Source organism: Tumebacillus avium (assembly GCF_002162355.1).
GTDB lineage: Bacteria > Bacillota > Bacilli > Tumebacillales > Tumebacillaceae > Tumebacillus_A > Tumebacillus_A avium.
The window spans coordinates 1694897-1710000 of the sequence record NZ_CP021434.1; the positions used below are offsets into that span (position 1 = coordinate 1694897).

Annotated in this window: 14 protein-coding genes and 1 rRNA gene (1 of these 15 cut by a window edge); 11 read left to right on the forward strand and 4 right to left on the reverse strand. The window is 57.4% G+C overall.

The window, feature by feature from the left end:
• Positions 1–71 precede the first annotated feature (71 nt).
• From CBW65_RS07875 to CBW65_RS07890, 4 genes are all read right to left on the reverse strand, one after another.
• Positions 72–1259 (reverse strand): anti-sigma factor family protein, encoded by a 1188-nt coding sequence (locus tag CBW65_RS07875; protein WP_087456398.1) that lies wholly within the window; start codon positions 1257–1259, stop codon positions 72–74.
• Positions 1256–1780 (reverse strand): RNA polymerase sigma factor SigX, encoded by a 525-nt coding sequence (locus CBW65_RS07880; RefSeq protein WP_232463466.1) that lies wholly within the window; start codon positions 1778–1780, stop codon positions 1256–1258. The genes CBW65_RS07875 and CBW65_RS07880 overlap by 4 nt, the downstream gene beginning before the upstream one ends.
• 114 nt (positions 1781–1894) lie before the next feature.
• Positions 1895–3226 (reverse strand): DNA polymerase IV, encoded by a 1332-nt coding sequence (dinB, locus tag CBW65_RS07885; protein ID WP_332457834.1) that lies wholly within the window; start codon positions 3224–3226, stop codon positions 1895–1897.
• Between the two features lie 31 nt (positions 3227–3257).
• A complete protein-coding gene (locus tag CBW65_RS07890; protein WP_157721836.1) occupies positions 3258–4310 on the reverse strand; it encodes a YheC/YheD family endospore coat-associated protein in 1053 nt (350 codons plus the stop codon).
• A 169-nt stretch (positions 4311–4479) separates the two neighbouring features.
• On the opposite strand from CBW65_RS07890, the gene hslO reads away from it, so the two are divergent.
• The 11 genes from hslO to CBW65_RS07945 all read left to right on the forward strand — a co-directional run.
• Positions 4480–5379, forward strand: a complete 900-nt coding sequence (gene hslO, locus CBW65_RS07895) for an Hsp33 family molecular chaperone HslO (protein WP_087456401.1) — start codon at positions 4480–4482, stop codon at positions 5377–5379.
• Between the two features lie 94 nt (positions 5380–5473).
• Positions 5474–6397: a cysteine synthase A gene (gene cysK / locus CBW65_RS07900; protein ID WP_087456402.1), complete on the forward strand. Its 924-nt coding sequence runs from the start codon at positions 5474–5476 to the stop codon at positions 6395–6397.
• An 84-nt stretch (positions 6398–6481) separates the two neighbouring features.
• Complete coding sequence (gene folP / locus CBW65_RS07905) at positions 6482–7669, forward strand: dihydropteroate synthase (protein WP_087456403.1); 1188 nt, start codon at positions 6482–6484, stop codon at positions 7667–7669.
• A gap of 18 nt (positions 7670–7687) precedes the next feature.
• Positions 7688–8047, forward strand: coding sequence for a dihydroneopterin aldolase (gene folB / locus CBW65_RS07910; RefSeq protein WP_087456404.1), 360 nt, complete (start codon positions 7688–7690; stop codon positions 8045–8047).
• Between the two features lie 10 nt (positions 8048–8057).
• The gene (gene folK / locus CBW65_RS07915) at positions 8058–8579 is read left to right on the forward strand and encodes a 2-amino-4-hydroxy-6-hydroxymethyldihydropteridine diphosphokinase (RefSeq protein WP_087459162.1); all 522 of its coding nucleotides are present in this window, start codon (positions 8058–8060) and stop codon (positions 8577–8579) included.
• A complete protein-coding gene (locus tag CBW65_RS07920; protein ID WP_087456405.1) occupies positions 8534–8752 on the forward strand; it encodes a helix-turn-helix domain-containing protein in 219 nt (72 codons plus the stop codon). The genes folK and CBW65_RS07920 overlap by 46 nt, the downstream gene beginning before the upstream one ends.
• Before the next feature lie 111 nt (positions 8753–8863).
• On the forward strand, positions 8864–9862 hold the full coding sequence (gene dusB / locus CBW65_RS07925) for a tRNA dihydrouridine synthase DusB (protein WP_087456406.1): 999 nt from the start codon (positions 8864–8866) through the stop codon (positions 9860–9862).
• A gap of 231 nt (positions 9863–10093) precedes the next feature.
• Positions 10094–10987 carry a quinate 5-dehydrogenase gene (locus CBW65_RS07930; protein WP_232463522.1) on the forward strand — a complete coding sequence of 298 codons (894 nt, stop codon included), beginning with the start codon at positions 10094–10096 and terminating at the stop codon, positions 10985–10987.
• A gap of 113 nt (positions 10988–11100) precedes the next feature.
• Positions 11101–11577, forward strand: a complete 477-nt coding sequence (gene greA / locus CBW65_RS07935) for a transcription elongation factor GreA (protein WP_087456408.1) — start codon at positions 11101–11103, stop codon at positions 11575–11577.
• 22 nt (positions 11578–11599) lie between these two features.
• Positions 11600–13108 carry a lysine--tRNA ligase gene (gene lysS, locus CBW65_RS07940; RefSeq protein WP_087456409.1) on the forward strand — a complete coding sequence of 503 codons (1509 nt, stop codon included), beginning with the start codon at positions 11600–11602 and terminating at the stop codon, positions 13106–13108.
• 660 nt (positions 13109–13768) lie between these two features.
• A 16S ribosomal RNA gene (locus CBW65_RS07945) occupies positions 13769–15104 on the forward strand; it runs 211 nt beyond the window's last position.

Here is a 15104-nt window from a genome sequence, read left to right on the forward strand (position 1 = left end):
CAAAACAGAACGGGACAAGAGCAGCCGTCGTATCGGGTGCCCTTGTCTTCGATCTGTAAGTTCGTGCTGGATTAGTTGTACAGTTTTGCCGTTTCCAAGAGGAACGCTTTGGTCTTTTGCGTCAGATCCTCATCGGTCTCGCTGTAGTTGTAGGATTCGAGGTTGTGGATCTTGCCGCCTTGCTCCCAGATCAGCGCGCCGCCGTCATGGTTGTTCGATTGAATGAACAGCCCTTTGTGGCCGCCTACGGTCACGTCTTCCACTTTGTCTTGCCCCTCGATGAACGGGATCGGCAAGGTGCTCTTCCAGTCTTTGATCGAGGCGAGCTGCTTGCTGACGCCGCTCGGAATCAGCGGGGAGGACAGGATGGTGCGGCGCAGTTCTTCCACATCCACGTCAGCCGGCACATCCAGCTGCAGCGAGCCGATCACCTGGTACGAGTAGCTCCAAGGCCCGCTGGAGAAATGATAGTTGGTCGTCTCCGGCATGGTCAGCGCGAACGTCTTGCCGTTGAGCTTGTTGTCAAACTGCACGCCGGCGCCGAGTTGGTTCAGCATCTTGTTTGCCTTCTCCGTGTCGAGTTCCATGCGGACGGTAAAGGACGGGTTATAGCTGCCGGAGGTAAATGCGAAGCCTTCCGGAGCCGGAACGACCGGGTAGCCGGCCGCTTTCATGTCTTCAGCCTTTTCGAAGCCTTGGTGTTCGATCGGTTTCTCAACCGAGAATTTACCCAAGCCTTTGATCGTCTTCTCGCCGCCTTCTGTGCCGTGGAAGACCTGTTCAATGCTGCGCAGTTCTTCTGAGTTGATCTTGACCGCTTCAAAATTGTTGACGCGGAAGATCGAAAGCAGATCGCCTGCTGCTGCCTGCACTTGCGGAATTGTCATCGCGGAAACTACTACTGCTGCTGCGACAGCGCCTGCCGCCCATTTTTGATATTTTTTTGCCATGGTAAACCAGCTCCGTTTCGGTTGGGATGGGATTGTTTGCGGTTCTTCAAAAGTGGTGGCCGGTGCGGCCAAACGGGTCTGGAACTTCGTCCAGGCCGCTTCGACATCGATCTCTGCTTCCTGCGGGAGCGGGGACAGGCTTTCCTGCAGCGACACGTCGCTCCACGCCGCGAGCCGCTTCAGCTCAAGCAGCATTTGTGTGCAGAGGGTGCAAGTATCGAGATGTCGTGCCAGCTCTTTGCGTTCATCACGGGACAGTTCGCCGTCCAGATAGCTCTGGATACGTTCTTCCTGCGGACATTGGTTCATCGTTCAGCCCCCCTTTTGCGTTGATAGAGATCACGGAATTTGCGTCGGGCGCGGGCGAGCAGCGTGCCGACCGAGCCGGACTCGACGGCGGTCGCTGCCGCCAATTCCTGATAGTTGTAGCCGGAGTATTTCATCAGGAGCAAGGTGCGGTCGCGGTCATCCAGCGACATCAGCGCTTCACGCACCGCTTCGATCTCCTCCTGTTTCAGCCAGCGCTCTTCGGTCGACGGCTCCAGCCATCGTTCCGAAGTGTCCTGCCCTTCATCGCGGGTGACACGCCTGCGCTCGCTGCGCAGGTGGTTATAGGCGGCGTAGATGCCGGCTTGGGTCAGCCAGCCGCCAAGATTGTGGATCTCTTGCAGATCCTGATCGTACAGCTTGAGGAACACGTCTTGCGCCAGGTCTTCCGCCGTGGCCTGATCGCGGGTGATCCGCATGATTTGCCGGACAACCTGCGGATAATAGGCGGTAAACACTTCCTGAAACGGCAGTGCCGTCTGCGGACTTGGGCGTTTTGCCATAAGTGCGGTACCCTCCATTCTGCGCCTCCTTTCCTGCGTGCTTCTATCTGTATGAAACCGCCGGGGTCGCTTTTGTGACACGTAAATAGAAAAAGACGCAAAAAAGTTGCGTCATCAATCGTCGCGCTTGATCAAGCGGGCGCGGGTGAGGATCTTTTCGCCAAATTTATCGCGGAGCTTGTCCGCCGCCCGGGTCAGCTCCTGCTGTCTGGGATCGGGTGCGGCGAGCGGCGCGGCTTCTTCGAACAGGCTGAGCTGCTGCGTGTGTACGGCCGCTTCGCCTTCTTTGCCCAGCCCGGAGACGGAGACGCCGATCAGCCGGATCGCGTCCTGTGCCGTGAGCGCGCATTTGGCGAGCAGGGACTTGACCGTGTCGTAGATGACGATCTCCAGATTGGTCGGCAGGGGGAGCGTATGGCTGCGCGTGATCGTGCGAAACGGGGCGTAGCGCAGTTTTAAGGTGACGGTGCGCCCTTCCATTCCGGCGCGGCGCAGGCGGCGGGCGACTTTTTCGGCCTGGCCGAGCAGGGTGGCTTCAAGGAAAGCTGTGTCGCGGACATCTTCGGCAAACGTGGTTTCGTGCCCGACCGATTTCGCTTCGCGCTCCGTTTCCACCGGGCGGTCGTCAATGCCATTGGCGAGCAGATAGAGATGATCGGCAAAATCGCCGAGGTGGATGCGCATGCGTTTCAGGTCCATGTGCGCGACATCGCCGATCGTTTTCAAGCCGAGGCGGAGCAACTGCTCCGAGCTCTTTGCGCCGACGCCCCAGAGCCTGGTGATCGGCAGGTGATGGATGCGGGCGGCGACGTTGTCTGGCGTGAGCACGACGAGGCCGTCGGGCTTCTCCAGATCGGAGCCGAGCTTGGCGAGAAACTTGTTGTAGGCAACGCCAACCGATGCGGTCAGGCCAAGCTCTTCGCGGATCTCGCGCTTCAGACGCTTTGCGATCGTCACCCCGTCGCCAAACAGTTTGCGGCTGCCGGTGACGTCGAGGAACGCTTCGTCGACGGAGAGCCCTTCGATCAGCGGGGTGTAGCGTTCGAGGATGGAGAACATCTGGCGGGAGACCAGGCTGTATTTTTTCATATTGGGGAAGAGGAAAATGCCGTCCGGGCAAAGCCGCTTGGCCTGCGCGGTCGGCATGGCGGAGCGGACCCCGAACTTGCGTGCTTCATACGAGCAGGTCGAGACGACCCCGCGGCTGTCTGCCGAGCCGCCGATGATCACCGGTTTGCCGCGCAGCTCCGGCGCGTCGCGCTGCTCGACCGACGCAAAGAAGGCGTCCATATCCAAATGCAAGATCGTGCGCTCCATGACTCTTCCCCTCCGAACAAACGTTTCTATACTGCAAGAATAACAAAAAAACCGCTCCGACTCCAGTCGGGAACGGTTTTTTCTTCCAGATCGAATCAAGTTATAGCGGCCACACGGACAGGTGTCCAATGCCGAAACACAAATCTTCCAGCTACTTGGTTCAGAGCAGGGTCTTACAAAAGCCGATTAGGTATTTGTAAGCATTTCGTCTGTCTTCCATAGAAAGCACTTGTCTGCCTGGACGCGGGTTGATGTCGAGCGCGTAGAGCCGACCGTCTGTGGTCATCCCGATATCAATGCCCAGAAAAGCAAGCGTCGGACGAATTGGCGTGAGCGCTTCGGCGGTCAAGATCGCGACTTGCTCGATCTGCTCCCGGGTCGGCATCGTCAGGCGTTGTTTGCGCAGCTCTTCCCGCAGCCACTCCAGCGTTTCGGTGCGGCCGCCTTGGGCGAGGTTGGTCACCGCCTGGCCGGTTTGGCCGACGCGGGGCACGGTGGCGACGGGACGCCAGTTTCCCGTGCCGTCGCGGTAGAGCACGACGCGCAGGTCGATCTTGCTCCGGTCAACTTCGATGAGGGACAGCCCTTGCTGGATCAGGTGCCTCTCCCGCTTCAGCCGGGCTGCCACCATTCGCCGCAACGCCGCAGCTCCCAGCACCTGTTCGCGCCCGTCCGTGACCGCATACCGCCCGTCCGCCATGTGCGTGATCCGCGCCACGCCGCGCCCTTTCGAGCCGCGCACCGGCTTGAGAAACACGCTCTCATGCCGGTCGAGCCAACGCTCGACTTCATCTGCTCCCTGTAGCGCTGCCGTCTCCGGCAGATGGGGCCTTACTGCCGCCGATTGCAACAGCGTCCGCCAGACCCCGCGCTTGTCGGGCAGGCGCGGGTTCACGACCTGGGCGCCTTTTTGCAATAACGTTCGCTTGGTCGCCGCATAGCGGACATCGGTGCGCGCCAGATGCACAAACACGTTGTCGATGACCACCTGCGGCAGTTTCGCTGTGCCGTGCCGCCATGCGCCGTTTTCCCCGAGCAGATAGCCGCGCACCGTGCTGCTGCCCGCCTGCACATGATGTGGGTGGAAAAACAGCACCGGCCAGCCTGCCGCACGTCCTTCTTCGGCGAGCAGAAGCCAGGTCGGCGACAGACTTTGTTTTCGCAAAGGGTCGGGCAGGTCGGTCGTCATCAGTCCGAGCAGGGGTTGGTTCAAGCGGCTTCCCCTCCCTTGTGGAGTTCTCGCGTCTATTTTATGAAAGGAAACCGTAATCGGTCTCACCATTTTCGAGCATTTTCGTATACTTACAACAGCAGGGTGAACATGCTAACATAGAGAAAGTGACTTTTTGGTACATAGTGGTGTTCTTGAGGAGGATAACAACATGAGTGATTACTTAGTACGCGCAACCGCACTGGACGGCAAGCTGCGCGCGTTTGCTTGTATAACTACCGACATCGTCCGCGAACTGTCGGACCGCAACAACAAAGCGCTGGCGCTGGCGAGCGCCGCCCTCGGCCGCACGGCGACGATGGCGGTGATCATGGGCGTGATGCTCAAAGGCAAAGAGACGGTCACCTTGCAGATCCGCGGCGACGGGCCGCTTGGCAAAATCGTGGCGACGGCCGACAGTGAAGGGCATGTGCGCGGCTATGTGGACAACCCGCATGTCGAACTGCCGACGAAAGACGGCGTCGTATTTGGCGATGTGGAGAAACTGGATGTTGGCGCTGCGGTCGGCGACGGATTCCTTTTTGTCATCAAAGACCTTGGCATGAAAGAGCCGTACGTCGGCTCCGTGCCGCTGGCGACCGGCGAGATCGGCGATGACTTCCTCTATTACTTCGCGCAGTCCGAGCAGACGCCGTCCGCGCTGGGCCTTGGCGTGCTCGTCGACAAAGATCAGACGGTTTCCCAGGCCGGCGGATTCCTGCTGCAGCTGCTGCCGGGCGTATCGGACGAAGACATCAACTACATTGAAGATCAGATCAAGCAGTTCCCGCATATCACTTCGCTGCTGATGAAAGGGCAGACGCCGGAGCAGATTTTGCAGCGTTTGATCCCCGGCGAGATCAAGTTTAATGAAAAGATCGAGATCGGCTTCCAGTGCGACTGCTCCCGCGACCGTTTTGCCCGCGGCCTGATCTCGCTTGGCGAAACGGAGCTGGTGAAGATCGCCGAAGAAGACAAAGCGGCGGAACTGGTCTGCCATTTCTGCAACGAAAAGTATCATTTTAATGAAGAACAACTGCATGAGCTTGTCCGCGATGCGAAGAGGGATTGACAGAAAAACCCGTTCCACGATACACTAAGACCAACATACAACGTAATTCCAACTACAATACTTGGTTTTATATACACAGGGGAGGGTATTTTTCATGCGCATTGCAAACAACATTGCAGAGCTGATCGGCCAGACTCCGATCGTGAAATTGAACACCATCGGGGGTCCGGACGACGCAGAGATCTACATCAAGCTGGAGTCGTTCAACCCGGGCGGTTCCGTCAAAGACCGCATCGCCTACTCGATGATCGTCGAAGCGGAAAAAGCGGGCGAGCTGAAGGAAGGCGCGACCATCGTTGAGCCGACTTCCGGCAACACCGGCATCGGTCTGGCGATGATGGCAGCGGCGAAAGGCTACCGTGCCGTACTGGTCATGCCGGATACCATGTCGATCGAGCGCCGCAACCTGCTGCGCGCATACGGCGCTGAGCTCGTGCTCACCCCGGGCGCTGAAGGCATGAAAGGCGCGATCGCGAAAGCAAAAGCGCTGAAAGATGAGAACCCGGAATGGTTCATGCCGCAGCAGTTCGACAACCCGAACAACCCGAAGGTCCATCGTGAGACCACCGCTGCTGAGATCCTCGAAGCGTTTGGCGGCGAGCTCGATGCATTTGTAGCGGGCGTCGGCACCGGCGGCACGATCACCGGCGTCGGTGAAGTACTGAAAGGCAAGAACCCGGAGATCCAGATCGTGGCTGTTGAGCCGACCACATCCCCGGTACTCTCCGGCGGCGCACCGGGCCCGCACAAGATCCAAGGCATCGGCGCAGGTTTTATCCCGACGATCATGAACACCGACCAAGTCGATGAGATCGTCCAAGTCGAAAACGAGCACGCGTTCGAATACGCGCGCCGTCTGGCGAAAGACGAAGGCATCCTCGTCGGCATCTCCTCCGGCGGCAACGTATATGCAGCCCTGCAGATCGCCAAGAAGCTCGGCAAAGGCAAAAAAGTCCTCACCGTGGCTCCGTCCACCGGCGAGCGCTACCTGTCCACCGCCTTGTTCCAATTCGAATAATCGTCAAGATACCAGAGAGCACCCGCAAAAGGGTGCTCTTTTTTTGCTATAATAGATAAAGTTTGGCGAGGGGGAAGAGGGAACGTGAGATACAATCCGTATGTGATACATATTGAAAACGAAGCGCACCTGTACTCCGAGTTCCGCCTGGTCGGCTCGACGGAAGCCGGGAATCGGATCATGCTGAACAAAGGGCGCGGGTACGTCATCCGCATCGACAATGTGAGCCTGAAGGCGGCGAACATTTTGAAACAGGAAATGCTGTCCAAGGGCGGCGACGCGGCGGTGCATCGGGATGTTGCAGGGCTGACTGCCGGCGACTCGTCGATCGTGTTGCTTGGCACCAAGCGGCAATTTTCCGAAGTGATCCAGAAGTTGAAGATCCAGCCGTTTGGCTTGAAGCAGTTAAGCGATGAACTAAGCGCTGTGCTGGAGCGCTTCGAAGCCAAAGGGCACAAGACGCTGACCTTTGCAGGCGGCGAATATACATGGGAATTGGGAAGCCGGACCTTGGTGATGGGCATCCTAAACGTCACGCCCGATTCGTTTTCTGACGGCGGGCAATGGGCGGACCTTGAGCAGGCGGTACAGCATGCCAAAGCGATGATCGCAGCGGGCGCCGACATCCTCGACATCGGCGGCGAATCGACCCGTCCGGGGCATGCGCCGGTCGGGGCGGAGGAAGAGCGCCGCCGCGTGGTGCCGGTGATCGAACGCCTGGCGCGGGAGCTGAAGATCCCGATCTCGATCGACACTTACAAGGCATCGGTCGCCCAAGCGGCGATTGAGGCCGGCGCGCACATCGTCAATGACGTCTGGGGTTTCAAGAAGGACCCGGAGATGGCCGCTGTGTGCGCGAAGCTGGACTGCCCGGTGATTTTGATGCACAACCGCGAGACGCCGTATGAGCAGGACTTGATCACCGGCGTTGTCCGCGACATTCGCGAATCGATTGCGCTCGCGCTTGCGGCGGGGGTGCGCGATGAACATATTATCCTCGACCCGGGCATCGGGTTTGGGAAAACGCACGAACAGAACCTGTACATGATGAAGCGCATGGACGATTTTACCGGCCTCGGCTATCCGGTGCTGCTCGGCACCTCGCGCAAGTCGATGATCGGCAACGCCTTGGGACTGCCGGTCGATGAGCGCGTCGAAGGCACGGCTGCGACGGTGGCGCTTGGCATCGCCAAAGGCGTGGATCTCGTGCGGGTGCATGATGTAAAAGAAATGGCGCGCGTCGCCCGCATGACCGACGCGATGGTGCGCTAGGCGAAGGGGACAGAGACAATGGACAAGATCTATATCACCGGCATGGAGTTTTACGGCTACCACGGCGTATTTGAAGAGGAAAATCGGCTCGGGCAGCGCTTTTATGCCGATCTGGTCTTGTACACCTCGCTGAAAGCGGCAGGCGTTACGGACGATCTCAGCAAGACGGTCAACTATGCCGAGGCGTACGAGGAGATCAAAAAGATCATGGACGGCGAACCGGTGCAGCTGATCGAAACGCTGGCCGAGCGCATCGCCGGGCGGATGCTCGCCCTGTACGAGCAAGTGGTGAAGGCGCAGGTCAAAGTGACCAAGCCGTCGCCGCCGTTCCCCGGCCCCTTGAACGGTGTGGCGGTGGAGGTCATCCGTGAACGATAACGGCCGCGAGCTGTGCACCGCCTACCTGTCGCTTGGCTCCAATCTGGGCGATCGGGTGCAAAATTTGCAGGAGGCGATTGCGCGCCTGAACGCACACCCCGGCATTCAAGTGACGAAAATTTCCTCTTTGTATGAGACCGCCCCGGTCGGGATGACCGACCAGCCCGACTTTTTGAACTTGGCGATCGAGATAAAAACAGAATTGGACCCAAAAAATTTGCTTAAAATCACCGGTTCTACAGAATTAGACATGGGTCGTCAAAGGGATATCAAGTGGGGACCTCGTACATTAGATATAGACATCCTGCTCATGGACAAGCAGGTCATGGACACGGCGGAACTCACCTTACCACATCCCCGCATGGGGGAACGCGCATTTGTCCTACTACCACTCGCAGAAATTGCAGGCGGCATGGTGCATCCTGTTACGCAGCAAACCGTGTCAGACATGGCCAATCAGGTTGACGGGAAGGAAGGGGTCTTTCTATGTCAGATACCATTGGCAAGCGTTTGCGGGCTTTCCGAAAGCTGAAGAACCTCACTCAGCAGGAATTGGCCGACAAATTGCATGTATCGATCGCCATTGTGGGGGCGATCGAGCGAGGCACCCGAATGCCCTCCAATGAGCTGCTCCGCTCCATCCACGCCGTGCTTGGCGTGACGGAACAGGAGCTGCGCGGCGAGACGCTAACAATTGGTGGTTGAGAAAAGCAGTTGAGAGATGGTAAGATGAAGCTATTATGAATTCGGAGCGAGGCACAGACTCTAACCTTAGGTCTGTGTTTTTCGCTGTCTATAGATGGGAGTGACGTTTTCATGTTGAAGATCGGAAATGTAGAGCTTGAGAACAACGTAATCTTGGCGCCGATGGCCGGCGTCTGCAACCCGTCTTTCCGCGTGTTGGCGAAAGAGATGGGAGCGGGCATGGTCTGCGCGGAGATGGTCGCGACGCGAGCTTTGCAGCATGGCAACGCGAAAACGCGCTCCATGCTGACCATTCTGCCGGAGGAAAAACCGGTTTCGATGCAGTTGATGGGCTGTGACGTGGAGTCGATGCGCATCGCGGCAGAACTGGTGGCCCAGACCGATGCGGCGATCGTCGACATCAACATGGGCTGCCCGGCGAACAAAGTCCACAAGGCAGGCTCGGGCGCAGCGCTGGCCCGCGACCCGCAAAATGCGGCGCGCATCGTCGAAGCGGTCGTCAAAGCGGTGCCGAACAAGCCGGTGACGGTAAAGTTCCGCAAAGGCTGGGACGATGACAACATCAATGCGATCGAAGTGGCCAAAGCGGTGGAAGCGGCAGGCGCGCAGGCGGTGGCTGTGCACGGCCGCACCGCCAAGCAGATGTACCAGGGCCAGGCGGACTGGAGCATCATCCGTGCCGTAAAAGAAGCGGTCAACATCCCGGTGATCGGCAACGGCGACGTGACCACTCCGCAAAAAGCGGTGCAATTGCTGCAGGAGACGGGCGCGGACGGCGTGATGATCGGCCGCGGCTCGCTTGGCAACCCGTGGATTTTCCGTGCGGTGACGCATTACATGGCGACCGGTGAGCAGCTTCCGCTGCCGTCTGCCGAAGAGCGCATCCGTGTGGCCCTGCGCCATACCGACCTGCTCGTCGAGGAAAAAGGCGAGTACACCGGCACCCGCGAAATGCGCAAACACATCGCATGGTACACCAAAGGCCTGCGCGATTCCAACCAGTTCCGCGACAAGATCAACCTGCTTGAGACTTCGGAAGCGCTGAAAGAAGCGTTGCACGAGTACTATGAGTACCTGATGAAACATCAAGATCAGGTTGTGATGAATTAAGCCAAGCTGGCGAAACTCTGCTGGTGCAGAGGAGTTTCAGGGTGATACCCGAGTTGTTTTGGTATGCATGAAGATGTGCATATGCTGTCTAAAAGACCCCTGTGTGGGAGAGGATGGAAGAAAGACTTTTTCAAAACGTAAGTGCCCTTTCTGCTGAAAGTGTTGCTTGGGTTTGAGAGCAGGTCTTCTTTTCAGTCACTCTTTCGCATGGGGGTTTTGTGCTTGAAGCACGTGGTGAGTGTCTCCCTCGGTTCATCTTCCCGCAATCATAAAGTGATCGTCCGGCTGTTCGGACAGGAAGTGCTGGTCGAACGGATCGGCACAGACGGAGACCGCAAAAAGGTCATCCGCGCCATTCAGAGTTTGGACGGAAAGGTCGATGCCTTTGGGATGGGCGGCATCGACCGCTACATATATGTGAACAACCGCCGCTACACCTTTCGGGAGGCGGAGGAGATCGCCGGCCACGCCCGGGTCTCCCCGATCCTCGACGGCTCAGGGCTGAAAAATTCGCTGGAGCGCCACGTCGTCCACCTGCTCGCCGACCACCCTTTGATCTCGCTCCGGGGCAAAAAGGTGCTGCTCGTCTCAGGTGTTGACCGATTTGGCATGGCGGCCGCTCTGGTTGAGACCGGCTGCGAAGTGGTATTTGGCGACCTGATGTTTGGCCTTGGCCTGCCGCTGGCGATTCGCTCGCTGCAAGGGCTGGACCGCGCCGCCCGCCTGATCGCCCCGATGATCACGCAGCTGCCGATCCGCTTTTTGTATCCGACCGGGGAGAAGCAGCAGGAGATCCAAGCGAAATTTGCAAAACACTACCTGAGCGCAGACGTCATCGCCGGCGATTTTCATTTTATCCGCAGGCACTTGCCGGCCCGGCTGGACGGGAAGATCGTCTTGACCAACACCGTCACCCGGGACGACGTGGAGCTGCTGCGGGCGCGCGGGGTGAAACATCTGGTCACGACGACGCCCGATCTGGAAGGGCGCAGCTTCGGCACCAACGTGATCGAAGCGCTGCTCGTCGCGATGCAGGAAAGTCGACGCGAGCTGGCGCCGGTGCAGTATCTGGACCTGCTCGACAAGACCGGATTCTCCCCGCGAATTGAAACGTTGACAAGGTGAGTGTGAAGCAACTATAATCTTTTGAAAGAAACCTTTTATGAAACAAATCATGGCACTGTCAGCGGGAAGGTTGACAGTGTTTTTCTTATACTGAGACTGGGAGCTGATCGGGGATGTCGGAGAAAGAAACTTTGCTCACCCAAGGTGGGCTTATGAAATTAGAAGAAGAGCTGGACCATCTGAAGTCGGTGAAGCGCCGCGAAGTGGCCGAGCGGATTCAAGTTGCGATTAGTTATGGCGATATCAGTGAAAACTCGGAGTATGAAGACGCGAAGAATGAACAGGCTTTTATTGAAGGGCGAATCATGACGCTGGAGAAGATGCTGCGCAACGCCCGCATCATCCGCGAGGAAGATGTGGTGACCGGAGCGGTTGGCGTCGGCACCCGCGTGGTGATCAAGGATTTGGAATTTGGCGATGTGATGGAGTACCTGATCGTCGGCACTGCCGAAGCCGATCCGACCGAAAATAAGATTTCGAACGAATCTCCTGTCGGTCGGGCTTTACTTGGACGGGTGATTGGCGATAAGATTGAAGTTAATGTACCTGCGGGTATGATCGAATATGAGATTTTGGAAATCAAAAAATAGAAGTTATCGGAGTTGAGAGCCCATGTCAGAAGAACAACAGCAATCCACGTCCACGCTCGAAATGAGCGAGCAGATGCAGGTGCGCCGCGAGAAATTGCAGGCCCTGTACGACAAAGGGATCGAACCGTGGGGCAAGCGCTTTGATGCGTCCCATACTTCTTTGGAGATTCTCGCGTTCGGCGAGGAGAAGACCAAGGAGGAATTGGCGGAGATCAACCAGTCGGTGAAGCTTGCCGGCCGGATCATGCTGAAGCGCGGCCAGGGCAAAGCGGCTTTTTCGCACATCCAGGACGCAGCGGGACGCGTGCAGATCTACGTCAAAAAGGACACCGTCGGCGACGAGTCTTACGAGCTGTTTGACAAGATGGACATTGGGGATTTTGTAGCGGTGGAAGGCACGATCTTTAAAACGAACAAAGGCGAAGTGTCGGTGGGCGTTGAGCGGCTGGAACTGATGTCGAAGTCGCTGCGTCCTTTGCCGGATAAGCATGCCGGTCTGAAGGATGTTGAGCAGCGCTACCGTCAGCGCTATGTGGATCTGATCGTCAACCCGGATGTGCGCGAAACGTTTGTGATGCGCTCGAAGATCATCCAGGCGATGCGCCATTTCTTTGACGGCCAAGGCTTCCTCGAAGTGGAGACCCCGACGATGCACGCGATCGCGGGCGGCGCGGCTGCACGTCCGTTTGTCACGCACCACAATGCGCTCGATATGGAGCTGTATATGCGTATCGCGCTGGAACTGCACTTGAAGCGTTTGATCGTCGGCGGCTTGGAGCGCGTTTACGAGATCGGGCGCGTATTCCGCAATGAAGGCGTTTCGACCCGCCACAACCCGGAGTTCACCATGCTGGAGCTGTACCAGGCGTATGGGGACTATACCGATATCATGACGTTGACCGAGAACTGCGTGGCGTATTGCGCGGAGCAGGTGCTTGGGAAGACGAAGATCGACTATCAAGGCGTGGAAGTGGACCTGACGCCGCAGTGGAAGCGCATCTCGATGGTTGACGCGGTGAAGGAAGAGACCGGCGTGGACTTCTCAGCTGTGCACTCCGATGAAGAGGCGCATGCGCTGGCGAAGCAGCACAACGTGCAGGTGGAGAAGGCGTGGAAAGTTGGCCATATCCTGAATGCGTTCTTCGAGGAGTTCGTGGAGACCAAGCTGATCCAGCCGACGTTTATCACCGGGCATCCGGTGGAGATCTCTCCGCTGGCGAAGAAAAACCCGGAAGATCCGCGTTACACCGACCGTTTCGAGCTTTTCATCGTCGGCCGCGAGCATGCGAACGCGTTTACCGAGCTGAACGACCCGATCGACCAGCGCGAGCGTTTCGAGGCGCAGCTGGTGGAGAAGGAGCAAGGCAACGATGAAGCGCATGAGATGGATGAAGACTACATCCAGGCGCTGGAGTACGGCATGCCGCCGACGGGCGGTCTGGGCATTGGCATCGACCGCCTGGTGATGCTCCTGACCAACCAGCCGTCGATCCGCGACGTGCTGCTGTTCCCGCATATGCGACATATCTAAGAAGCGAAAGGACTTAGCCTGCGGGCTAAGTCCTTTTTTTGTGCTGAGGGAGTCGTGCCGAGGGAGTCGTGCCGAGGGAGTCGTGCCGAGGGAGTCGTGCCGAGGGAGTCGTGCCGAGTGGGAGTGTTGGAGTGTTGGAGGCAGCGAATTTCGGGTTTTTGCACAGATTGGGGGTATGTTTGTGGAGAATGGGTGATGAGTTTGCGCGGAAATGGGGATAAACGCTGTGAGTTTGTGGACAACACTGTGGGTAATGTGGATAAGTTGGGGATAACGAGACGTTTGGTGGATAACTTTTTTGCTGCACGGAAGCGGTGATTTGCAGAGAAAGCTTGAGAAACTAGGGATTTGCTCAGGGGGGATGCTGTAGTTGCAGGGTTTTGTTCTGGTTTGTTTGGCTGCACGAATTGTGGATAAGTGCTGGACATGTTAAGATGTTTCTTGTCGCCGCGACGTATAATCCGGTGCGAAACGGTTAAGAATGCTTTCTAGTGATGCAAAATCTTCTTGTTGACTTTCAGATAGGTTCTGTGTTACATTAGCTCTTGTCGCCGCGAGAGACATGCGGACGACGCGATTGATCCTTGAAAACTAAACGAGTGTTACAGAGATATGATTGCGAGTCAAGATACAAACTTTCTCAACTTCGGTTGAACAACTTTTATTGAGAGTTTGATCCTGGCTCAGGACGAACGCTGGCGGCGTGCCTAATACATGCAAGTCGAGCGGACTGATTCGGGGCTTGCTCCGAAGATGTTAGCGGCGGACGGGTGAGTAACACGTGGGCAACCTGCCCGACAGACCGGGATAACGCTTGGAAACGAGTGCTAATACCGGATAGGCTTCTCCTTCGCATGAGGGAGAAGAGAAAGAAGCTTTCGCTTCACTGTCGGATGGGCCCGCGGCGCATTAGCTAGTTGGTGAGGTAACGGCTCACCAAGGCGACGATGCGTAGCCGACCTGAGAGGGTGACCGGCCACACTGGGACTGAGACACGGCCCAGACTCCTACGGGAGGCAGCAGTAGGGAATCTTCCACAATGGGCGCAAGCCTGATGGAGCAACGCCGCGTGAATGATGAAGGCCTTCGGGTTGTAAAATTCTGTCTTCTGTGAAGAACAAGTGTGAGAAGAGAATGCTCACACCCTGACGGTAACAGAGGAGGAAGCCCCGGCTAACTACGTGCCAGCAGCCGCGGTAATACGTAGGGGGCAAGCGTTGTCCGGAATTACTGGGCGTAAAGCGCGCGCAGGCGGCCATTTGCGTCCGGGGTGAAAGCCCAAGGCTCAACCTTGGGATTGCCTTGGATACGGGATGGCTTGAGGATCGGAGAGGCAAGGGGAATTCCACGTGTAGCGGTGAAATGCGTAGAGATGTGGAGGAACACCTGTGGCGAAGGCGCCTTGCTGGCCGATTTCTGACGCTGAGGCGCGAAAGCGTGGGGAGCAAACAGGATTAGATACCCTGGTAGTCCACGCCGTAAACGATGAGTGCTAGGTGTTGGGGGGTACCACCCTCAGTGCCGAAGCTAACGCATTAAGCACTCCGCCTGGGGAGTACGGTCGCAAGACTGAAACTCAAAGGAATTGACGGGGGCCCGCACAAGCAGTGGAGCATGTGGTTTAATTCGAAGCAACGCGAAGAACCTTACCAAGACTTGACATCCCGCTGACCGGTTTAGAGATAGACCTTCCCTTCGGGGCAGCGGTGACAGGTGGTGCATGGTTGTCGTCAGCTCGTGTCGTGAGATGTTGGGTTAAGTCCCGCAACGAGCGCAACCCCTAAATTGTGTTGCCATCATTTAGTTGGGCACTCACAATTGACTGCCGGTGACAAACCGGAGGAAGGCGGGGATGACGTCAAATCATCATGCCCCTTATGTCTTGGGCTACACACGTGCTACAATGGGCGGTACAAAGGGTTGCGATGCCGCGAGGCGGAGCCAATCCCAAAAAGCCGCTCACAGTTCGGATTGCAGGCTGCAACTCGCCTGCATG